This window comes from Bacillus ectoiniformans (assembly GCF_016908875.1).
Taxonomy (GTDB): domain Bacteria; phylum Bacillota; class Bacilli; order Bacillales; family Domibacillaceae; genus Bacillus_BX; species Bacillus_BX ectoiniformans.
Genome location: NZ_JAFBES010000001.1, coordinates 20070 through 41018, shown reverse-complemented (window position 1 = coordinate 41018; position 20949 = coordinate 20070). Strand labels below are relative to the sequence as shown.

Genomic DNA, 20949 nt, shown 5'->3' with positions numbered 1-20949 from the left:
TGCTTTTTTTGATTAAACAACTAGTTAAGCCTCTAGTCCTTATATTATTCTTTATGGCTCTGTTATCAGGCAATCATTTGATTGCCATGGCAGAGCCATTTGACAATAATGTGAAGGATTGTTTCGAAAATCCCGAAAAATGTGACCAAGCTGATAATAAAGATGCCGGAACGGATTCGAAAAACAGCGGTCAATCCCGTGATGCGACAGTAGGAGTAAGCGCATGGGACTTTATAAAAATGATTGCGGCTCTTGTTTTTGTCATTGGACTTATTTATTTCTTATTGCGTTTTGTCAATGCCAAAAGCCGTTCTTATCAGCAGACTAAACTCATTCAGCATTTAGGGGGGTCACCGCTTGGCGGCAACCGTTCTATACAAATGGTGAAAGTTGGTGACCGCCTGCTCGTTCTTGGAGTCGGGGATGATATTAAATTATTAAAAGAAATCACTGACGAGGAAGAATACAATCGTTTTATTGACCATTATGAGGATCAAATGGATCAGCTTCTGCAGCCAAAAGATATCATTTCAAAGCTCATGAATAAATGGCAGGATCAAAAAAACGAGGCTTCTACAGATTCATCTGGCGGCTTTAAGCAGGTGTTTGAAAAGAGATTAGAAGATATGAAGAGTAATCGTCATCATATGTTGAAGGACTTGAAAGACAAGGAGAATCAGCGGGATGAATGAATTTATGGAATTCTTTAATAGCAGTTCACCGGATGATGTCTCTACTTCTGTCAAGCTCTTTTTGCTCCTGACAGTTTTGTCTTTAGCTCCGAGCATTCTTGTATTAATGACCTGTTTTACTAGAATTATCATTGTGCTTTCTTTTGTCAGATCGGCGCTTGCCACCCAGCAAATGCCTCCAACACAGGTGTTAATTGGACTTTCGCTATTCCTTACATTTTTTATTATGGCTCCTGTATTTCAAGAGGTAAATGATCAGGCTTTGACGCCTTTATTCAACGAAGAAATCAATTTAGAAGAAGCGTATGAGAAAGCAAGTTCTCCTTTAAAGGACTTTATGAGCGCTCATACAAGACAAAAGGATTTGGAGCTATTCTTGAATTATTCTCAGGCTGAACAGCCCGAAAGTGTTCAGGATATTCCGCTTACTTCTCTTGTTCCGGCTTTTGCCTTAAGCGAAATAAAAACAGCGTTTCAAATTGGCTTTATGGTGTTTATTCCTTTTCTAGTCATTGATATGGTCGTGGCAAGTATTTTGATGTCTATGGGAATGATGATGCTTCCGCCGGTTATGATTTCTCTGCCGTTCAAAATTCTGCTGTTTGTTCTTGTAGATGGATGGTATTTAGTGATTCAATCTTTGCTGCAAAGCTTTAAGTAGGTGGAAACAATGAATTCAGAAATGGTCATTTCAATTGCAGAAAAAGGTGTGTATACCACGTTAATTATATGCGGTCCTTTGCTGATTCTTGCGTTGGTGGTAGGGCTTGCGGTCAGTATCTTTCAAGCAACTACGCAAATTCAGGAACAGACGCTTGCTTTTATTCCTAAAATTGTTGCTGTATTGGTAGGTTTAATCTTCTTTGGTCCATGGATGCTTGGCAGGATGCTTTCTTATGCTATGGAGATTTTCACAAATTTAACGAGATTTGTAGGTTGATATAATGGAAGATCTTCTGCCAAAAATATCAGTGTTCATATTAATTGTAGCCAGGGTATCCGCTTTTTTCGTCACTATGCCCTTTTTTTCTTATCGGACGATTCCTGCCATGCATAGATTAGGGTTTGCGCTAGTCCTTTCTTGGACGATGTATTATACAATGGACGTCGCAGCGTTTGAGATCAATGGCGAATTTTTTTTACTTATTATTAAAGAAGCTCTCGTTGGCCTTTTGATTGGTTTTGTCGCTTATATGATTGTAGCGGCTATTCAAATAGCCGGGGGCTTTATTGATTTTCAGATGGGGTTTGCCATTGCCAATGTGATTGACCCGCAAACAGGAACGCAAAGTCCGCTTATGGGCCAGTATTTATACATGATGTCTCTTTTGCTTTTGCTGAGTTTAAATGGACATCACTTAATTTTAGATGGGATTTTTTACAGCTATCAGTTTATTCCTATGGAACAGGCATTCATCTCATTTGGAGATGGGCAAATGCTCGATTATATTGCTAAAGCGTTTAACTCCATGTTTATTATTGCCTTTCAAATGGCCATGCCTGTTGTCGCTACTTTATTTCTAGTGGATGTGGCGCTTGGCATTGTGGCCAGAACTGTGCCGCAGCTGAATATATTTGTGGTCGGTTTTCCGATTAAGATTGCCGTTTCGTTTATTGTGCTGTTTGTGGTGATGGGGGTCATTTTAACGGTGGTGCAGCAATTGTTTGAAATGATGCTATATACAATGCGTGATGTCATGACGTTAATGGGAGGTGCGTGATTTGATATTTCTTAGGCTGGATCTTCAGTTTTTTGCCGGCGAAAAAACGGAGAAGGCCTCTCCTAAAAAACGTCAGGATTCACGCAAGAAAGGACAAGTAGCCAAAAGTCAGGATATAAATACAGCGATCAGCTTGTTAGCTATTTTTGGCTTCCTTTCAATTGGTGCTTCTTTCATGGGGACATCCATGTTTAAACTGTTCCAGCATTCACTGTCTTCTTACACCCTCATGCCGGTCACTGAGTCCAATTTAAAAACGATCGTGTTTGAAATTATGGAGCAGCTGATCTATATTCTTGGGCCGGTCATGTTCGTAGCGCTGATCGCAGGTGTAGCGGCTAACTATATGCAAGTCGGTTTTCTATTAACTGGTGAGCCTATTAAACCGAAACTTGAAAAACTGGATCCAATAAAAGGATTCAAAAGAATATTCGCCGTCCGGGCGCTCGTTGAATTGTTAAAATCCATTTTAAAGATTTCATTTGTCGGCGCAGCTACGTTTATTGTGTTATGGGCAAATATTGATCAAGTGTTAAAGCTCTCTTTTAAACCGGTCATTGATGCACTTCAAGTGGTCGGCGCTTTAACTTTACAAATGGGGATTGTCGCTTCCGCAGCTTTATTGTTTCTTGCTGTTCTTGACTACTTGTATCAAAAGTATGACTTTGAAAAGAGCATACGGATGTCAAAGCAGGATTTGAAAGATGAATACAAGAACACAGAAGGCGACCCGATGATCAAGTCCCGGATCAAGCAGCGTCAGCGTGAAATGGCGATGCGGCGCATGATGCAAGAAGTGCCTGACGCGGATGTAGTAATTACTAATCCCACTCATTTCGCGATTGCCCTTAAATATGATGAAGAAAAACTTGATGCTCCTTATGTAGTGGCTAAAGGAGCTGACTATTTAGCTCAAAAAATAAAGTATATTGCCAGTGAAAATGAAATTATGATGATAGAAAATCGCCCGCTGGCAAGATCCCTTTACGATCAATCCAATATCGGAGATCCGATCCCAGAAGAGTTTTTTAAAGCGGTTGCTGAAATATTAGCGTACGTCTATCGTATGAAAAATAAAATGTAAGTATTGCTGTTAGGAGAGAGTTGAATGCAAGCAAGAGATATCTCCGTTCTGTTAAGTGTTATATTAATCGTGGCCATGCTCATCATTCCGCTTCCATCATGGCTTTTGAGTGTATTAATTATTATTAATATATCTCTTGCCCTTTTAGTGCTTCTTATTTCAATGAATATGAGAGAAGCGCTGGAGTTTTCTGTATTTCCTTCTTTATTGTTATTATTAACGCTGTTTCGTCTTGGCTTAAACGTTTCGACCACGCGTTCTATATTAAGCAAAGGGGAAGCAGGCGGTGTCGTCGAGACATTCGGAACGTTTGTGGTTGGAGGCAATATCATTGTCGGTATGGTAGTCTTCTTAATTTTAATTATCATTCAATTTGTCGTCATCACGAAGGGGTCGGAGCGGGTATCTGAAGTAGCTGCCCGGTTTACTCTGGATGCGATGCCAGGTAAACAAATGAGTATTGATGCTGATTTGAATGCAGGTATGATTTCTGAACAAGAGGCTAGAGAGCGACGGGAAAAAGTCAGCAGAGAATCTGACTTTTATGGTGCGATGGATGGTGCCACGAAATTTGTTAAGGGTGATGCCATCGCCGGAATTATCATTGTTATTATTAACCTGATTTTTGGTATTGTGATCGGAGCGGTTCAGCAAGACCTTCCTTTAGCGGAAGCTGCCAGCCGTTATTCATTATTAACAGTTGGGGATGGAATCGTATCTCAGGTTCCGGCATTATTAATTTCTACAGCGACAGGAATTGTTGTCACGAGGGCTGCGTCTACAGGGAATTTAGGGGAAGACATTATGTCTCAGCTCCTTGCCTATCCAATTATGCTCTATGTAGCGGCAGGCACGATTTTTCTTTTAGGAGTTGCCACACCGATCAACGATATCTTGACTATTCCTATCGCAGGTGTATTAGCATTTGGAGCATTCATGTTACAAAGGGCGCCAAAAGAAGAGATAGAAGATCCGCTCGAAGTGGAAGAAGCGATGGAGACCGAAGAATTGAAAAGTCCAGAAAGTGTGGTCAATTTGCTTAACATCGATCCCATCGAGTTTGAGTTCGGCTATGGATTGATTCCGCTCGCTGATGCCAACCAAGGTGGCGATCTTTTGGATCGTATTGTCATGATTCGGCGGCAGCTTGCCATGGAACTCGGACTCGTCATTCCTGTCGTCAGAATTCGCGATAATATCCAATTACAGCCTAACGAATACAGAATTAAGGTGAAAGGAAGCGAAATGGCATCAGGTGAGCTTCTCTTAGATCATTATTTGGCTATGAGTCCCGGAGAAGAAGACGACATGGTAGAAGGAATCGATACAGTCGAGCCTTCTTTTGGATTGGCAGCGAAATGGATTACAGAAGAAATGAAAGAACAAGCTGAAATCTTAGGTTATACCGTAGTAGATCCCCCAAGCGTCGTATCAACTCATTTAACAGAAGTAATTAAAATGAACGCTCACGAGCTGCTCGGACGCCAGGAAACGCAGCAGCTGATCGATCATTTAAAAGAAACCTATCCAATCCTAGTAGAGGAAGTTACACCTAATCCTCTATCAGTGGGTGAAGTGCAAAAAGTACTTTCTAAACTATTAAAAGAGAATATTTCGATCAGGAATTTGCCGATCATTTTTGAAACACTTGCGGATTTTGGCAAAATGTCTTCGGACACAGATTTATTGACTGAATATGTCCGGCAAGCGTTAGCGAGACAAATTACGAATCAATATGCTGAAGGTGGGGAGTCATTAAAAGTCATTACATTGTCGGGGCAAATTGAAAAGCTAGTCGCAGACAGTGTGCAGCAAACTGAACATGGAAATTACTTGTCGCTAGACCCTGGTGATTCACAAAATATCCTAGAAGCATTAGCCGGTCAAGTGGAACAAGTTTCATTTATGCAGCAAACACCGATCATTCTGTGCTCGCCGGCGATTCGAATGTACGTGAGGCAATTATCGGAGCGTTATTTCCCGCAGTTGCCTATCCTTTCCTATAATGAACTAGAACCAAGCATTGAAGTACAAAGTGTCGGGGTGGTGAATATTCATTGAAAGTAAAAAAATACAGAGCCTCATCTATGCCCGAAGCGATGAAGAAAGTTCGTTCCGATTTAGGTGAACAGGCGATTCTTCTTCAGTCTAAAACGGTGTATACAGGCGGCTTTCTCGGTTTTTTTAAGAAGAAAAATATTGAGGTTGTGGCGGCAGTAGATCCGCAGATAGACAGAACCCCCATAAAAAAAGAAGGTCAAATTCCGCCTGCTTATATACCACAAGCACCCGTTTTGAAAGAGAAACATGCGGTGCAGGCAGACGATGGAAAACTAGCGAGTGAAGTATCGGAATTAAAAGAGATGATCAAGCAATTATCACGTCAAACCGATCGTTCACTTGAAGCCTATCCAAAAGAATTTCATGGTGTTTTGCTTCACTTGAAAACACAAGAAGTTTCAGACGCTTTGATCCATGAGCTGGCTCAAACATTAATGGAAAAATGGAAGCAAGAAAAAGGCACAGCGGATGAGGAACGTGTGAGACAGTGGAGTCGTGACTGGATGCAAGGTAAACTGCAGCCTTATCAGCCAGAAGAAGCTTTATTTAATAAAAAATACATTAATATCATGGGTCCGACGGGTGTAGGGAAAACAACCACATTGGCTAAAATCGCGGCTATGAACGTATTGGAGCATAAAAAGAAAATTGCTTTTATAACGACAGATACGTATCGGATCGCAGCAATTGAGCAGTTGAAAATCTATGCCAACCTATTAAATGTTCCTGTAGAAGTAGCTTATAAAGCAGAAGATTTTAGGAAAGCTGTGGACAAATTTAAAGAATATGATTTAATTTTCATTGATACGGCTGGGCGGAACTATCGAGAAAGCTCGTATATCAATGAATTGGAACAGATTATCTCATTCGATGAATCAGAAAATTATTTAGTGTTATCCCTGACATCAAAGGAAAACGATTTAGAAGAAATTATTGAGAACTTTTCTAAAGTGCCTATTTATCGTTTGATCTTTACAAAGCTCGATGAAACGAAGACAAGAGGCACACTGTTAAATTTAATTCATAAGTACAATAAGGGTGCCGCCTTTATTACCAATGGACAAAATGTACCGGATGATATGATGAAAGCAGATACTGTAAAAATAACAAATTTAATTTTTGGAGATAAGTACAGTGAGTGATCAAGCTGAAGAATTGCGCCAAAAATTGCTTAGAGCACATCATAAGCCAGCTCAAACGATAGCGGTAGTCAGCGGAAAAGGCGGAGTAGGAAAATCAAACATTTCCATGAATTTTGCGATTCAATTAAGTAATTATGGGAAAAAAGTGCTAATATTAGATATGGATATTGGTATGGGGAATATCCATTTACTTACTGGTCAATCAGCTGAATATTCGATTATTGATTTCTTTGAAAATAATGTAGAACTTGAAGATTTAGTGGTTGAAGGCCCGGGTGGAATCTCGTGTATTTTAGGAGGAACAAGTCTCGGCAGGCTGATGGAATGGGGGGAAAATCATTTAGAAAGGTGGCTGTCAGCTTTTGAAAAGCTGCAGTACCAGTATGATTACCTTTTATTTGATATGGGTGCAGGGGCGACGAAAGAAAGCCTGGATATCATTATGTCAGTTGAAGATGTCATCGTAGTGACCACCCCGGAACCTACGGCCATTACTGATGCCTATTCCATGATGAAATATATCCATTTACGTGATGAGCAAAAAAGCTTCCACTTAATTTGCAACCGTGCAGAAAAGCCTTCTGAAGGCACCGAAACTCTTCGCCGCTTGAAGCATGTTATGAACCAATTTATGAATAAAGAGGTCGTTGAATTAGGCATTTTGCCAGAGGATAAAACCGTTCGAAAAGCAGTTTCTGCTCAACAGCCCTTTTTGCTCTCTTATCCTAACGCAGTGATTTCGCAATCCATGCGCGGACTTGTTTCGAAATATGTTAACAGTCCAGTAGATGCAGAGCACTCGTTTGAAAAGATTGGATTCGTCAAAAAGCTTCGCTATTTTTTGTTTGAAAGGCAGCGATAGTATATGAATAGAAAAAAAGTTCTTATTGCTGATGATTCGGCTTTTATGAGAAAACTGATTGCAGACTTCCTATCCACTCATCCCGATTTATTCGTTGTTGGCACTGCCAGGAATGGGAAGGATGCGATTAAGAAATTGGAGCAATTAAACCCTGACGTCATGACAATGGACGTAGAAATGCCAGAAATGAATGGGCTTGAAGCTCTTCGCTATATCATGCAGCACCAGCCAACCCCTGTCGTCATGCTTTCAAGTCTCACGAAGGAAGGGGCTGATGCTGCAATGACAGCTATGGACTACGGAGCGGTAGATTTTATTGCTAAGCCTTCTGGGACAATCTCTTTAGATTTACATAAAGTGAAAGATGAATTAATAGAAAAAGTGCTGTCGGCGAGCAAAGTAAATGTCACTCGCTTAGGTTCATCACCCTCGTCATTAGAAAAAGTACCGCCTATAAAAGAATCTATTGAAGAGCAAAGTGTCTTAACTCGCACCACGATGGTTAAACATTGGAGCCAGTCGAACAAGAAGATTATTGCGATCGGCACGTCAACAGGAGGGCCGCGTGCGCTTCAGCAAGTATTAACAAAAATACCTGCTGCTATAAATGCTCCGATCCTTGTCGTTCAGCACATGCCGCCTGGATTTACCAAATCTTTGGCGCAGCGATTGGATTCTCTTTCTGACATTCATGTTAAGGAAGCAGAAGACGGAGAAATTCTACAAAAAGGCACCGCCTATATTGCGCCAGGGGATTATCATTTAAAGGTAAAAAAAATCGGCGCTTCAATCGCCGTCCATCTGGATCAATCATCACCAGTAAACGGTCATCGGCCAGCTGTTGACGTTATGTTTCATTCACTAAGCGAAATGAATGACGTGGATAAAGTGGCTGTTATCATGACAGGGATGGGGTCTGATGGAGCCAATGGTTTAATCCAGCTAAAGGAGACAGGCAATGTGCGGGCGATTGCTGAATCGAAGGAGTCCTGTATCGTATTTGGGATGCCAAAAGCCGCGATCGCTACCCATTTAATAGATGAAGTTAGTCCGCTTGAACAAATTGCTGAAGTAATTGTCAAGTATTTACCTTAGAAAGGGTGAGTCACTCATGGATGTGAATCAGTATTTAGAAGTCTTTATAGATGAAAGCAAAGAACATTTGCAGGCGGTAAACGAAAATTTATTAGCTCTTGAGAAAAACCCTGAAGATATTGCCATTGTTAATGAGATCTTTCGTTCAGCTCACACATTGAAAGGCATGTCAGCAACGATGGGCTATGAAGACTTGGCTAACTTAACGCATAAAATGGAAAACGTATTAGACGGAATCCGCAATCATAAAATTCATGTGAATGAGGAAATTATGGATGTGATTTTCTCTTCGATTGATGATTTAGAAGAAATGGTGAATGATATTGCCTCTGGAGGAGACGGGAAAAGAAATGTAACTGAAGTTGTTGAAAAGTTGCTGAAAATTGAAAAAGGGGAAAGTCCATCATCCTCTCCATCGTTACCAGAATCTCCATCTAATGAGGATCATTCAGATAAAGTAGCGATCTCTTCTAATTATGATGAATTTGAACGGACAGTTATTCAGCAATCAAACGAGCAAGGGTTTACATGCTTTGAAATTGGCGTGGAATTACGAAGTGACTGCGTATTAAAAGCTGCGCGAGTCTTTATGGTATTTGAAGTACTTGAAAAATGCGGAGAAGTAATTAAATCAACCCCTTCTACCGAGCAGCTTGAGGAAGAACAATTTGATGATCATTTCACCGTCACTCTTGTAACAAAAGAATCCTCAGAAGAAATAGAAAGTAAAGTGAAAAAAGTTTCTGAAGTAGAAGTTGTGACAGTAGCAGAGCTGACACTCGATGCGCCAACAGCAGAGCCTGCACAAGAAGCAGTAAATGAAATAAAGAACGCTGCTGCAAGTATTGCCGCTTCCTCCTCAGTACAAACTGTTGAGAAACCTGTGAAGACACCGGCTAAAGAAGACACAGAACAAAAAAATACAAAACAGCAGGCCGTTTCAAGTAAAACCATTCGTGTAAATATCGAGCGGTTAGACGTATTAATGAATTTGTTTGAAGAACTGGTTATTGATAGAGGTAGACTTGAATCAATATCCGGCGAATTAAACCACCCTGAATTAAATGAAACAGTGGAAAGAATGTCCCGAATCTCTGGGGACTTGCAAAATATCATTCTCAATATGCGCATGGTTCCAGTTGAGACAGTATTTAATCGTTTCCCGAGAATGGTCAGACAGCTGGCGAGAGATCTAAATAAACAAATAAACCTGGAGATCATCGGTGCAGAGACGGAGCTTGACCGAACAGTTATCGATGAAATCGGCGATCCACTTGTACATTTAATCCGCAATGCGATCGATCATGGGGTAGAGATGCCTGAGGAACGGCTCTCGAAGGGGAAATCTGCTGAAGGAACGGTGAAATTAAAAGCTTACCACAGCGGCAATCATGTATTTATTGAAATTGAAGATGATGGAGCCGGAATTAAACGCGATAAGGTATTAAGTAAAGCGTTGGCCAAAGGTGTGGTCACGGAAGATCAGGCACAAACGCTGTCAGACAAACAAGTATATGAATTAATACTCGCATCAGGTTTCTCTACAGCAGACCAAGTGTCCGATATTTCTGGACGCGGGGTTGGGCTTGACGTAGTGAAGACAACCATCGAATCTCTTGGCGGATCTATCAGTATTGATGCTGCTGAGGGACAAGGGTCGATTTTCTCTATTCAGCTGCCTTTAACATTATCCATCATTTCAGTCATGCTAGTGGAAGTGGACAAAGAAAAATATGCCATCCCGCTCTCTTCTATTATTGAAACAGCGATTGTGAAAAAAGAAGATATCCTAAATGCTCATAATCAGCAGGTCATTGACTTTAGAGGAAAAGTTGTACCTCTCGTATTTTTAGAGAATATTTTTGAGGTGCCGATTACGGAAGAGAAAGACAATTATTTCTCTGTTGTAATTATTCGTAAAGGGGATAAAATGGCCGGGCTGGTAGTAGATTCATTTATTGGCCAGCAGGAAGTCGTGCTGAAATCGCTGGGTAATTATTTATCGAATGTATTTGCGATTTCAGGAGCGACTATTCTAGGAGATGGCCAGGTTGCACTGATCGTCGACTGCAATGCGTTGATTAAATAAAGAGAGAATGAGAAGGAGTGAAAATCATGAGTGAAATTGCAGCTCCAGCAACGATAAAAGTGATTGCTTTTCAATTAATGGATAAAGAATATGCTTTCCCGGTGCATCAAGTTCATTCGATTGAAAAATTAATGCATATTACCCGTGTCCCAGGAACTGTCGGTTTTATAAAAGGGGTAATTAATTTACGCGGAGTCGTTACCCCAATTATTGATCTTAGAAAACGTTTTAACCTTCCTCAAGGCGAATACGATGATTCTACGAGAATAATCATTGCCGCTTTAGATGATATGGAAGTAGGGCTTGTGGTTGATGGAGCCAATGACGTGCTGGATATTCCGAGTGATTCCATTGAGCCGCAGCCGGACGTAGTCGGTTCTGTTGAAGCGGAATATATAACAGGTGTCGCCAAGCTTGAAAAAAGATTATTAATATTGCTTAGTCTAGAAAAGGTTTTTAAATAGGACAGCGCTATGAATTATATTAGTAATATCCAAACTATGCATCTTGATATATTAAAAGAAATTGGCAATATTGGAGCCGGCCATGCGGCAACGGCTCTCTCCACACTCTTGCAAAAAAAGATTGATATGAAAGTTCCAAGCGTCAGAGTAGCTGCCTTTAATGAGATGATGGATATGGCGGGCGGAGCTGAACAAGAAGTTGTCAGCGTCAGTCTGAGAATTGAAGGGGAAGCTACAGGCAATATGTTTTTCATTCTGCCCCTGCACCAAGCGGAGGGGTTTATTCAAAGTATGACGGGTGATGCAGCCTTTTCTTTTCGCAATACCGAATCAGACAGCCTAGGTTTATCAGCGATGCAAGAATTAGGAAATATCCTCTCAGGATCATACCTGTCAGCGTTGAGTGATTTCACCCAGCTTCACTTACAGCCTTCGGTTCCAGAACTTGCGATTGATATGTTTGGAGCAATCATCAGTTATGGTCTTTTAGAAGTATCTCAATATGGCGACTATGCGATCGTAGTGGATACTGAATTAAGAGAGGCGAACCTTGCTTTTCAAGATACAGTGAAAGGACATTTCTTTCTGCTGCCAGACCCGGAATCATTCCCTGCCATTTTTCGAGCGTTAGGGGTAGAATTCCATGAATAGCCTCAGCCAAGTAGTCAAAGTAGGAATAGCGGATTTAAATATAGTCAGGCCGCCCGGCACGATACGCACGTCAGGTCTTGGTTCCTGTGTAGGCGTGGTGATTTATGATGAACGAGCAGCTATAGCTGGCATGGTTCATGTGATGCTCCCAGATTCGAGTCTGGCAAAAACTGAAAAACTGAATAAAGCAAAATTTGCAGATACTGGCATTGCGGAGCTCATTTCCATTCTGAAGGGTCAAGGAGCGCAGGCTTATCGACTAAAGTCTAAAATTGCCGGAGGCGCGCAAATGTTTCAATTTAGCTCTCAAAGCAACTTAATGAGAATCGGTCCAAGAAATATCGAAGCTGTAAAACAAAAGCTGCTTCAGGAGAATATCCAGCTGGTGGCAGAAGATGTCGGCGGCAACAGCGGACGCACCATTGAGTTTGACCCTGCCAGTTTTCTCCTGCAGATTCGCACGGTTAATAAAGGAGTGCGTGAGATTTAATGAAGGGAACGATCCTGTGGAATATATGGGCCTTAATTGCAGGCTTTACTTTGTATTTTCTGCTGTCATTTGCTCAAGGTGAACCGTGGCCAGTCATTCTCCAATCCTTCGCAGCTGGTGGAGCATTCTTTCTTCTGACTTACATCGTTCGTATTTTACTAGCTCAAGCGTTTCCGGAAAACATCGCAGGTTTTGTGAATGGTGACCAACCAGATTCAGACGTGCTGAACGAGAGAGCTGACCTAGTTTCAGGAGATCTATCCGAACAGAATATAGAAGTGAAGACTGCTTCTGATGCTAACCCTGCGGTGGCATCAGAAGATACCGCAAAAATTATTAGGCAAATGCTAAATGAATAGAGTAGGCAAAAAGGGACAATTGATTGTCCCTTTTTAGCTATTAATTAAATAAATTTGCTTTTAAATGGTATTTTTCTATAAAATGTGGAACATAAGGAGTAATTAGTTTATGAGCCTCAAATAGTACTTCTCTAAAAGGACACCCCGCAGAGGAGAGAGACAGAGATATGACAAATTTAAATGTGTTGGAAGAAAAAAAGCTTTGGCAATTATGGAAGGTGAAAGGAGACCCGGAAGCTGGAGATTTCCTGGTTCAAAAGTATATGCCGCTGGTTTATTTTCATTCGCAGCGGATTGGCGCGAGTCTTCCGAAGAGTGTGAACAAAGAAGAGATCAAAAGTCTGGGATTGATGGGGCTGTTAGATGCCTTAAATAAGTTTGACCCAGCAAGAGATTTAAAGTTTGATACGTATGCTTCATTCCGTATACGCGGCGCGATTTTAGACGGCCTTCGAAAAGAAGATTGGCTGCCAAGAGGCACTAGGGAGAAAGCCAAAAAAATTGAAGCAAAGATTGATGAGTTAGAGCAGAAATATATGAGACATGTTTCTGCTGATGAAGTAGCAAAGCAGCTCGACATTACAGAAGATGAAGTGCATCAAACGATGAGTGAGCACTTTTTTGCCAACGTCCTTTCAATGGATGAACACATTCACGATCAGGACGACTCTGAAGGAAAAAGCTTTGTTATAAAAGACGACAAAACAGCCACTCCTGAAGAAGAGGTAATGAAAGGTGAGTTGATTGCTGAATTATCAGGTGAAATAAGCAAACTTTCAGAGAAAGAACAGCTGGTTCTAAGTTTGTTTTATCAAGAAGAGCTGACATTGACTGAAATAGGTGAAATTATGAATCTATCAACTTCAAGAATTTCACAAATACATTCAAAGGCATTGTTTAAGTTAAAGAATCAGCTGATAAAGTTGAATGGAAGCGGAAACTAAAAAAATGCGGGGTGGGGATTGTGAGTTTAAAAGCAATTGAAATGCAAATTGCACTGCCGAGAACGTTTGAAGCTGGTAAGTCCAGCCAGCAGCACCAGCAGCAGGGACAAATGATGCAAGAGTTTGCAGGAATGATGGCTGAAAAAGAGCTGCAGAAGAAAAAACAAACAGTTGTTGAAACAAATAAGTCCAGCGAGGCACAAATCAAACGAGACGGGAAGGGCGAACAGCAATCCCAACCAAAAAACAATCAGAAAAATAAACGGCAAAATGAAAACCAAAAAGAAAAACAAAACCAGCCGCACCCGTACAAGGGCAATCAAATTGACTTTAGCGGCTAAGGAGAAGAAATGACCACGTTCTTATTACTATCCACTTTTTTATTGCATGCGATCAGCCTGCTAGCCATTATATTATTGTTTACAAGACAAAATCGGCTGCTTGATATTAAAAATCAGCAGCAAAAGCTGATGGATGAAATGGAAGAAATGATGTCTGCTTATCTTCTGGAAATACAAGAAGAAAACGAAAAGTTTATTCAGCAGGTAACGAACCAAAAGACAAAAACAAATGATAAGGAAATCGTGCCTAGTGCAGGAGCCAAGTCAGAACAGCCGGCAGAGCCAGCTAAAAAATTGCAGCCGGAAATACTAGTTCCTAATATGCAGAGAGCGCTTGCTGCGAAACGGTATCAATCTAAAGGGAAGCAAGAGGAAGTTTCAACATTCAAACCCGTTAGGCGGACTCCATCGGAAGAGGATGATTTATTAACCCGAATTAAGTACTTTCAAGAGGAGGGTTTAACAAATCAGGAAATTGCCAAAAAATTAAACAAAGGCAAAACGGAAATTGAACTTGCTCTAAAGTTTAATCAAAACGGTGAATAATAGTTGATTGGACTCCGCTATTATGATATAGTTACTAACGGTGTTAATACACACGCTCGCTGATTTGGACAGACGGTGCTATTTTATTAATAGTTTCTGCTCAAAAATGACGGGAGCGGAGGAATTTTTAAAAACCATTAGGAGGAAACAAACATGTCAGTTATTTCTATGAAGCAATTGCTTGAAGCTGGTGTTCACTTTGGTCACCAAACACGTCGTTGGAACCCGAAAATGAAGAAATACATTTTCCAAGAGCGTAACGGCATCTACATCATCGACCTTCAAAAAACAGTAAGAAAGGTTGAAGAAGCTTATCGTTTCGTTAAAGATTTAGCAGAAAACGGCGGCAAAGTTCTTTTCGTTGGTACGAAAAAACAAGCTCAAGAATCTGTTAAAGACGAAGCTGAACGTTCTGGAATGTACTTTGTTAACCAACGTTGGTTAGGTGGTACATTAACTAACTTCTCAACTATCCAAAAACGCGTTCAACGCATGAAAAATATCGAAAAAATGGAAGAAGATGGCACTTTCGAAGTTCTTCCTAAAAAAGAAGTAGTACAATTGAAAAAAGAACATGAGCGTTTAGTAAAATTCTTAGGCGGAATCAGAGACATGAAAGGGCTTCCTGATGCTCTATTCATTATCGACCCTCGCAAAGAGCGCATCGCTGTTGCGGAAGCTCGTAAATTGCACATCCCGATCGTTGGTATCGTTGATACGAACTGTGATCCAGATGAAATCGATTACGTAATTCCTGCAAACGATGATGCAATCCGTGCGGTAAAACTTCTGACTGGTAAAATGGCAGATGCAATCCTTGAAGCAAAACAAGGTGAAGAAACAGCAGAAGTAGCAGAAGCTGCAGCTGAGTAATTTCTTAAAAGGTGATAAGTGGGAAGTCCCTTATCACCTTTTTTTAAGGAATTGAGATAAGGATATTCATGGCAAACCAGTCAATAAGGCTGGCAGATGGCTATGAATCCAATGAATCATTATTTATATTATTAAGCTGATTAAACAATTGGACAAATCTTTAACAGGTATACATTTGGCTGATAATAGTCAGAATGTAGATCATTTAAAGCTTTTCCAAATACAAAAGCTAAACATAAAATATTACACCTGCAAATGATCTGAAGGAGGAAAATACTCATGGCAATTACTGCTCAAATGGTAAAAGAACTACGTGCGAAAACTGGCGCTGGTATGATGGACTGTAAAAAAGCGTTAACTGAAACAAATGGTGATATGGATCAAGCAATTGATTTTCTACGTGAAAAAGGAATTGCATCTGCTGCGAAAAAAGCGGACCGCATTGCAGCTGAAGGTACTACATTCATCCAAAGCGAAGGCAATACAGCTGTTATTTTAGAAGTGAATGCTGAAACAGATTTCGTTGCTAAAAACGAAGGTTTCCAAACACTTGTTAAAGAATTAGCAGCAGAATTACTTGCTAAAAAGCCAGCTACTGTTGAAGAAGCTCTTGAAACAGAAATGCCAAACGGCAAAAAAATGAGCGAGCACATCAACGAAGCGATTGCCAAAATTGGAGAGAAAATTACTCTTCGCCGTTTTGAATTAAAAACAAAGGGCGACAATGATGCATTTGGTGAGTACCTGCATATGGGCGGACGCATCGGTGTTCTTACATTATTAGAAGGAACAACAGATGTAGAAGCAGCTAAAGATGTAGCGATGCACGCTGCTGCTTTAAACCCTAAGTTCATTTCTCGTGCACAAGTATCTGAAGAAGAAGTTGCTCGTGAGCGTGAAGTGCTTACTCAACAAGCTTTAAATGAAGGCAAACCAGAAAACATTGTAGCGAAAATGGTTGAAGGCCGTCTTGGCAAATTCTTTGAAGATATCTGCCTAGTGGATCAAACATTTGTAAAGAATCCAGATCAAAAAGTACGTCAATTTGTAGAATCTAAAGGCGCTACTGTGAAGGATTTCATCCGTTACGAAGTAGGAGAAGGCCTAGAAAAACGTCAAGATAACTTTGCTGAAGAAGTAATGAGCCAAGTTAAAAAATAATCTTTTTCCGTTTAATGAATGGAAAGAAATCAATTATTAAATGGAATCCCTTACCGTATTGGTGAGGGATTTCATCTAATCGAGATGTAAATAAATAAAAGTTGTAAAAAAAAGTATTACATATGGAGGTCTTCATGAACGTTCCGAAGTATAAACGAGTTGTATTAAAGCTAAGCGGTGAAGCTTTGGCTGGAGAAGCCGGTTTTGGCATTAACCCCACTATTATTAAATCCGTAGCTGAACAAGTCAAAGAAATTGCAGAGCTTGATGTCGAAGTGGCTGTAGTAGTCGGTGGCGGAAATATCTGGAGAGGTAAAATAGGCAGTGAAATGGGTATGGACCGTGCAACAGCTGATTACATGGGGATGCTTGCCACTGTAATGAACTCTATGGCTCTTCAAGACAGCCTAGAACAGCTCGGTATTGAAACACGTGTACAAACCTCTATAGAAATGCGCCAAGTGGCAGAACCATATATTCGCCGCAGAGCGATTCGTCATTTAGAAAAGAAGAGAGTCGTGATCTTTGCAGCAGGCACAGGAAATCCTTATTTCTCTACAGATACAACTGCCGCATTGCGTGCAGCTGAAATTGAAGCAGAAGTCATTTTAATGGCGAAAAATAATGTGGATGGTGTCTACTCTGCGGATCCACGAATTGATAAAGAGGCTGTTAAGTATCAAGAGCTATCTTATTTAGATGTCATTAAAGAAGGACTGGCTGTAATGGATTCAACCGCATCTTCTCTTTGTATGGACAATGATATTCCGCTAGTCGTTTTCTCTGTGATGGAAAGCGGAAATATTAAGAGAGTCGTTATGGGAGAAGAAATTGGAACAATTGTAAGGGGGAAAGCATAATGGAAAAACAAGTAATGGATCAAGCGAAAGAAAGAATGACTAAAGCGGTACAGGCATATACTAGAGAATTAGCGTCAATTCGCGCTGGACGTGCAAACTCTTCATTACTAGACAGAATTACTGTTGATTACTATGGTGCGCCTACTCCAATTAATCAGTTAGCATCTGTATCTATTCCAGAAGCAAGATTGCTTGTGATTCAGCCATATGATAAAACTTCTATGGGTGATATTGAAAAAGCGATTTTGAAATCTGATTTAGGTTTGACTCCTTCAAATGATGGATCTGTGATTCGTCTTGCTTTTCCAGCATTGACGGAAGAACGCCGTAAAGAATTAGTTAAGCTTGTGAAAAAAGAAGGCGAAGATGCAAAAGTAGCTATTCGCAATATTCGCCGAGATGCGAATGATGAATTGAAAAAGCTTGAGAAAAACGGTGAAATCACTGAAGATGGTTTGCGTGGATTGACAGAAGATGTTCAAAAGCAGACCGATGAATATATTAATAAAATTGATGGCATCTCCAAAGATAAAGAAAAAGAAATTATGGAAGTGTAATGATAAAACCCTCTTCTGAGCAAGAGGGTTTTATTCATATCGTCTCCTTTTATTATTCATAAAAATGCATATAATTCTTCAAAGTAATCATCTAATAACTTTGGTATTATAATAGTTAATGATTGAATTAATTTCGGGATGATACATAGTGGAGGACCGTTTATGATTAACAAAAAAAGATTATGGAAGACCAAAGAAGGCCATAATACAGAGAATAAAATGGAAGAAGTGAAGAAGGAAGCCATCCCTGAGCATATTGCTATTATTATGGACGGCAATGGGCGCTGGGCCCGTAAGCGTGCAATGCCTAGAATTGCAGGCCATCACGAAGGCATGAAAACTGTACGGAAAATTACGAGGCTCGCCAATAAATTAGGGGTTAAGGCACTAACGCTTTATGCGTTTTCTACTGAAAATTGGAAACGACCTAAGCTGGAAGTTGATTTTTTAATGAAGCTTCCGGAAGAATTTTTAGGAACATTTTTACCTGAATTAATAGAAGAAAACGTCAGAGTCGAGATGATGGGTGACAGGGATCAAATTCCGGCACACACATTGTCGGCTGTGGAAAAAGCGATGGAAGCGACGAAAGAAAATGATGGCTTAGTGCTAAACTTCGCTTTAAACTATGGGAGCCGCTCGGAAATCCTAGAGGCAATTAAAGCTATAATCCGAGATGAAAAAGATGGTATAATAAAACAAGACGATTTGAATGAAGAATTGTTATCAGCCTATCTAATGACCAAGCATCTTAAGGATCCTGATTTGTTAATCCGGACTAGCGGAGAAATTCGGTTGAGCAATTTTATGCTATGGCAGCTTGCTTACACGGAGTTTTGGTTTACGGACGTATTATGGCCTGATTTTGATGAAGGTCATTTGTTAGAGGCGATTGACGTTTACCAAAAGAGGTCTCGCCGATTTGGTGGGTTAACTTAATTTTGTTAAAATGGACAAAGGTTAGGAGCTTAAAATAATGAAACAACGCATTATAACTGCAGTAGTTGCAGCAGCAGCATTTCTGCCAATTGTACTTTACGGAGGATGGCCATTCTTAATCATGACATACTTAATGGCGACAGTTGCTCTGCAAGAGGCGCTGAAAATGAAAAAAACAGCGATTGCTTCCTTGCCGGGCATGTTATCCGTAGCCTTGTTATGGGTGTTGTTAGTACCTGAACGAATGACTGTGGCAATTGAGCATGCAGGATATAATAAACTGCAGCTGGCACTATTGATTGTCTTGCTTTTGCTGATTTATACAGTTTTAACGAAAAACCGCTTTAATTTCGATGATGCGGCATTTTGCGTGTTAACGGCCTTGTATGTAGGATTCGGGTTCTATTACTTCTTAGAAACTAGAGAAGCAGGAGCCGTATTTGTCTTCTTTGCTCTGTTTATTACATGGGCTACTGATTCAGGGGCTTACTTTGTTGGCCGAGCGTATGGAAAGCGCAAGCTATGGCCGGAGATCAGCCCTAAAAAGACAGTGGAAGGCTTTGTCGGCGGCATTGCCTCCGCATTAGCTGTAGCCGTTATATTCAGCTTAACAACTGACATGCAGACAGTGTTGCCGCTCTTGTTAATTGCAACAGCTGTACTTTCTATTTTTGGACAGCTAGGCGATCTTGTCGAATCTGCATTAAAACGGCATTACCATGTGAAAGATTCCGGAACCATTTTACCCGGCCATGGCGGTGTGCTTGACCGAGTAGACAGCTGGCTGTTTGTGTTTCCGCTTTTGCATGTCCTTCAAGTGATATAAGCTGCAGTATGAGTACGAGGAGATGAACCGTTTGAAAAAGATCAGTTTGTTAGGCGCTACAGGTTCTATTGGCCTGCAGACGCTAGATGTGATACGTCAGCATCCGGAAGAGTTTCAATTAGTGGCATGCTCATCCGGCAGGAATATAGATGAAACAAGAAAGATTATTCAGCAGTTTAAACCCGAGGCCGTTTCAGTTCAGCAGGCAGATGATGCCAAAAAGTTGAAAGAGGAATTTCCAGGTGTAACAGTGATGCATGGGGAAGAAGGGCTCGTGGAAATAGCTGTATATCCTTCTTCAGATATAGTAGTCAATGCTGTTCTTGGCAGCGTAGGTTTGTATCCAACCATGCAGGCGATTGAAGCGAAAAAGACCATTGCCATCGCCAACAAAGAAACACTTGTCACAGCCGGCCACTTAGTGATGGAAGCGGCACGGAAAAACAACGTTTCGCTCTTACCGGTGGACAGTGAGCACTCTGCAATCTTTCAATGTCTGCAAGGAGAGCAAGAAAAGAATATTGACAGGCTGGTCATTACAGCTTCAGGCGGAAGTTTTCGAGATCGCAGCCGTGAAGACCTTAAAGGAGTGACGGTTGAGGAAGCATTAAATCACCCGAATTGGTCCATGGGTGCTAAGATCACCATCGATTCTGCCACAATGATGAATAAGGGACTTGAAGTTATTGAAGCTCACTGGCTGTTTGGGCTTCCTTATGATAAAATAGATGTTATTTTGCATCGAGAAAGTATTATTCATTCAATGGTCGAATTTCATGACAGTTCTGTAATGGCGCAGCTTGGAAGCCCGGATATGAGAGTGCCGATTCAATATGCGCTCACCTACCCCGATCGGCTTCCGCTTAAAGAAAGTCAGCGTCTGAATTTGGCTGAAATAGGGAAGCTGCATTTTGAAGAAATGGACATGAATCGATATAGGATGCTAGCTTTTGCCTATGAAGCAGGAAAGCTTGGCGGTACGGCTCCTACTGTTTTAAATGCTGCTAACGAAGCAGCAGTTGCAGCATTTTTGCAGGGGAGAGCAACATTTTTGCAGATTGATGAACTGGTAGAACGATCTCTTGAACACCATTCTGTTATTGCCAATCCTGATTTAGAAACGATTCAGTGGACAGATGTACAGACGAGACAGTTCGTCCATTCACTTTTATAAAAAAAGGTGGTTATAAGT

General features: G+C 40.8%; 24 protein-coding genes. All 24 read left to right on the top strand.

What is annotated here, in order from left to right:
• The first annotated feature begins 8 nt into the window (after positions 1-8).
• The 24 genes from JOC78_RS00200 (at position 9) to dxr (ending at position 20931) form a co-directional block, all read left to right on the top strand.
• Positions 9-692 carry a flagellar biosynthetic protein FliO gene (locus tag JOC78_RS00200; RefSeq protein ID WP_204551859.1) on the top strand — a complete coding sequence of 228 codons (684 nt, stop codon included), beginning with the start codon at positions 9-11 and terminating at the stop codon, positions 690-692.
• Positions 685-1353, top strand: coding sequence for a flagellar type III secretion system pore protein FliP (gene fliP / locus JOC78_RS00195; RefSeq protein WP_204551857.1), 669 nt, complete (start codon positions 685-687; stop codon positions 1351-1353). The genes JOC78_RS00200 and fliP overlap by 8 nt, the downstream gene beginning before the upstream one ends.
• Positions 1354-1362: 9 nt before the next feature.
• Positions 1363-1632 (top strand): flagellar biosynthesis protein FliQ, encoded by a 270-nt coding sequence (gene fliQ, locus JOC78_RS00190; protein WP_204551855.1) that lies wholly within the window; start codon positions 1363-1365, stop codon positions 1630-1632.
• 4 nt (positions 1633-1636) lie between these two features.
• Complete coding sequence (fliR, locus tag JOC78_RS00185) at positions 1637-2413, top strand: flagellar biosynthetic protein FliR (protein ID WP_204551854.1); 777 nt, start codon at positions 1637-1639, stop codon at positions 2411-2413.
• Positions 2414-2417: 4 nt separating this feature from the next.
• Entirely contained in the window at positions 2418-3497 is a 1080-nt protein-coding gene (gene flhB, locus JOC78_RS00180; protein ID WP_420829890.1) for a flagellar biosynthesis protein FlhB, read from the top strand.
• 24 nt (positions 3498-3521) lie between these two features.
• A complete protein-coding gene (flhA, locus tag JOC78_RS00175) occupies positions 3522-5558 on the top strand; it encodes a flagellar biosynthesis protein FlhA (protein WP_204551852.1) in 2037 nt (678 codons plus the stop codon).
• On the top strand, positions 5555-6700 hold the full coding sequence (flhF, locus tag JOC78_RS00170) for a flagellar biosynthesis GTPase FlhF (RefSeq protein ID WP_204551851.1): 1146 nt from the start codon (positions 5555-5557) through the stop codon (positions 6698-6700). The genes flhA and flhF overlap by 4 nt, the downstream gene beginning before the upstream one ends.
• Positions 6693-7562, top strand: a complete 870-nt coding sequence (locus JOC78_RS00165; protein ID WP_204551850.1) for a MinD/ParA family protein — start codon at positions 6693-6695, stop codon at positions 7560-7562. Before flhF ends, JOC78_RS00165 begins: the two co-directional genes overlap by 8 nt.
• 3 nt (positions 7563-7565) lie before the next feature.
• On the top strand, positions 7566-8657 hold the full coding sequence (locus tag JOC78_RS00160; RefSeq protein WP_204551849.1) for a protein-glutamate methylesterase/protein-glutamine glutaminase: 1092 nt from the start codon (positions 7566-7568) through the stop codon (positions 8655-8657).
• A gap of 16 nt (positions 8658-8673) precedes the next feature.
• Positions 8674-10746, top strand: coding sequence for a chemotaxis protein CheA (locus JOC78_RS00155; RefSeq protein WP_204551848.1), 2073 nt, complete (start codon positions 8674-8676; stop codon positions 10744-10746).
• Positions 10747-10772: 26 nt separating this feature from the next.
• Positions 10773-11210 (top strand): chemotaxis protein CheW, encoded by a 438-nt coding sequence (locus JOC78_RS00150; RefSeq protein WP_204551847.1) that lies wholly within the window; start codon positions 10773-10775, stop codon positions 11208-11210.
• A gap of 9 nt (positions 11211-11219) precedes the next feature.
• On the top strand, positions 11220-11861 hold the full coding sequence (locus JOC78_RS00145; RefSeq protein WP_204551846.1) for a chemotaxis protein CheC: 642 nt from the start codon (positions 11220-11222) through the stop codon (positions 11859-11861).
• Positions 11854-12351 (top strand): chemotaxis protein CheD, encoded by a 498-nt coding sequence (locus JOC78_RS00140; RefSeq protein ID WP_204551845.1) that lies wholly within the window; start codon positions 11854-11856, stop codon positions 12349-12351. Before JOC78_RS00145 ends, JOC78_RS00140 begins: the two co-directional genes overlap by 8 nt.
• Positions 12351-12710 (top strand): hypothetical protein, encoded by a 360-nt coding sequence (locus tag JOC78_RS00135; RefSeq protein WP_204551844.1) that lies wholly within the window; start codon positions 12351-12353, stop codon positions 12708-12710. Before JOC78_RS00140 ends, JOC78_RS00135 begins: the two co-directional genes overlap by 1 nt.
• A gap of 167 nt (positions 12711-12877) precedes the next feature.
• The gene (locus JOC78_RS00130; RefSeq protein ID WP_204551843.1) at positions 12878-13654 is read left to right on the top strand and encodes a FliA/WhiG family RNA polymerase sigma factor; all 777 of its coding nucleotides are present in this window, start codon (positions 12878-12880) and stop codon (positions 13652-13654) included.
• 20 nt (positions 13655-13674) lie between these two features.
• Positions 13675-13995, top strand: coding sequence for an RNA polymerase subunit sigma (locus tag JOC78_RS00125; protein WP_204551842.1), 321 nt, complete (start codon positions 13675-13677; stop codon positions 13993-13995).
• A gap of 9 nt (positions 13996-14004) precedes the next feature.
• Positions 14005-14541: a hypothetical protein gene (locus tag JOC78_RS00120; RefSeq protein WP_204551841.1), complete on the top strand. Its 537-nt coding sequence runs from the start codon at positions 14005-14007 to the stop codon at positions 14539-14541.
• Positions 14542-14694: 153 nt separating this feature from the next.
• On the top strand, positions 14695-15414 hold the full coding sequence (gene rpsB / locus JOC78_RS00115; RefSeq protein WP_204551840.1) for a 30S ribosomal protein S2: 720 nt from the start codon (positions 14695-14697) through the stop codon (positions 15412-15414).
• Between the two features lie 279 nt (positions 15415-15693).
• Complete coding sequence (gene tsf / locus JOC78_RS00110) at positions 15694-16575, top strand: translation elongation factor Ts (RefSeq protein ID WP_204551839.1); 882 nt, start codon at positions 15694-15696, stop codon at positions 16573-16575.
• Between the two features lie 134 nt (positions 16576-16709).
• Complete coding sequence (gene pyrH, locus JOC78_RS00105) at positions 16710-17435, top strand: UMP kinase (protein WP_204551838.1); 726 nt, start codon at positions 16710-16712, stop codon at positions 17433-17435.
• On the top strand, positions 17435-17992 hold the full coding sequence (frr, locus tag JOC78_RS00100) for a ribosome recycling factor (protein ID WP_204551837.1): 558 nt from the start codon (positions 17435-17437) through the stop codon (positions 17990-17992). The genes pyrH and frr overlap by 1 nt, the downstream gene beginning before the upstream one ends.
• Before the next feature lie 162 nt (positions 17993-18154).
• On the top strand, positions 18155-18931 hold the full coding sequence (locus JOC78_RS00095; protein ID WP_204551836.1) for an isoprenyl transferase: 777 nt from the start codon (positions 18155-18157) through the stop codon (positions 18929-18931).
• Between the two features lie 37 nt (positions 18932-18968).
• Positions 18969-19757 (top strand): phosphatidate cytidylyltransferase, encoded by a 789-nt coding sequence (locus tag JOC78_RS00090; protein ID WP_204551834.1) that lies wholly within the window; start codon positions 18969-18971, stop codon positions 19755-19757.
• A gap of 31 nt (positions 19758-19788) precedes the next feature.
• On the top strand, positions 19789-20931 hold the full coding sequence (dxr, locus tag JOC78_RS00085) for a 1-deoxy-D-xylulose-5-phosphate reductoisomerase (protein WP_204551832.1): 1143 nt from the start codon (positions 19789-19791) through the stop codon (positions 20929-20931).
• The last annotated feature ends 18 nt before the right edge of the window (positions 20932-20949 follow it).

Bases quoted from the DNA above. Each gene is read 5' to 3' on its own strand.
- JOC78_RS00140 (WP_204551845.1), top strand. From the start codon at position 11,854: ATGAATAGCCTCAGCCAAGTAGTCAAAGTAGGAATAGCGGATTTAAAT.
- fliQ (WP_204551855.1), top strand. From the start codon at position 1,363: ATGAATTCAGAAATGGTCATTTCAATTGCAGAAAAAGGTGTGTATACC.
- rpsB (WP_204551840.1), top strand. From the start codon at position 14,695: ATGTCAGTTATTTCTATGAAGCAATTGCTTGAAGCTGGTGTTCACTTT.
- fliP (WP_204551857.1), top strand. From the start codon at position 685: ATGAATGAATTTATGGAATTCTTTAATAGCAGTTCACCGGATGATGTC.
- JOC78_RS00130 (WP_204551843.1), top strand. From the start codon at position 12,878: ATGACAAATTTAAATGTGTTGGAAGAAAAAAAGCTTTGGCAATTATGG.
- JOC78_RS00145 (WP_204551846.1), top strand. From the start codon at position 11,220: ATGAATTATATTAGTAATATCCAAACTATGCATCTTGATATATTAAAA.
- tsf (WP_204551839.1), top strand. From the start codon at position 15,694: ATGGCAATTACTGCTCAAATGGTAAAAGAACTACGTGCGAAAACTGGC.
- frr (WP_204551837.1), top strand. From the start codon at position 17,435: ATGGAAAAACAAGTAATGGATCAAGCGAAAGAAAGAATGACTAAAGCG.
- JOC78_RS00120 (WP_204551841.1), top strand. From the start codon at position 14,005: ATGACCACGTTCTTATTACTATCCACTTTTTTATTGCATGCGATCAGC.
- pyrH (WP_204551838.1), top strand. From the start codon at position 16,710: ATGAACGTTCCGAAGTATAAACGAGTTGTATTAAAGCTAAGCGGTGAA.
- JOC78_RS00095 (WP_204551836.1), top strand. From the start codon at position 18,155: ATGATTAACAAAAAAAGATTATGGAAGACCAAAGAAGGCCATAATACA.
- JOC78_RS00090 (WP_204551834.1), top strand. From the start codon at position 18,969: ATGAAACAACGCATTATAACTGCAGTAGTTGCAGCAGCAGCATTTCTG.
- fliR (WP_204551854.1), top strand. From the start codon at position 1,637: ATGGAAGATCTTCTGCCAAAAATATCAGTGTTCATATTAATTGTAGCC.
- JOC78_RS00135 (WP_204551844.1), top strand. From the start codon at position 12,351: ATGAAGGGAACGATCCTGTGGAATATATGGGCCTTAATTGCAGGCTTT.
- flhA (WP_204551852.1), top strand. From the start codon at position 3,522: ATGCAAGCAAGAGATATCTCCGTTCTGTTAAGTGTTATATTAATCGTG.
- JOC78_RS00160 (WP_204551849.1), top strand. From the start codon at position 7,566: ATGAATAGAAAAAAAGTTCTTATTGCTGATGATTCGGCTTTTATGAGA.
- JOC78_RS00150 (WP_204551847.1), top strand. From the start codon at position 10,773: ATGAGTGAAATTGCAGCTCCAGCAACGATAAAAGTGATTGCTTTTCAA.
- JOC78_RS00155 (WP_204551848.1), top strand. From the start codon at position 8,674: ATGGATGTGAATCAGTATTTAGAAGTCTTTATAGATGAAAGCAAAGAA.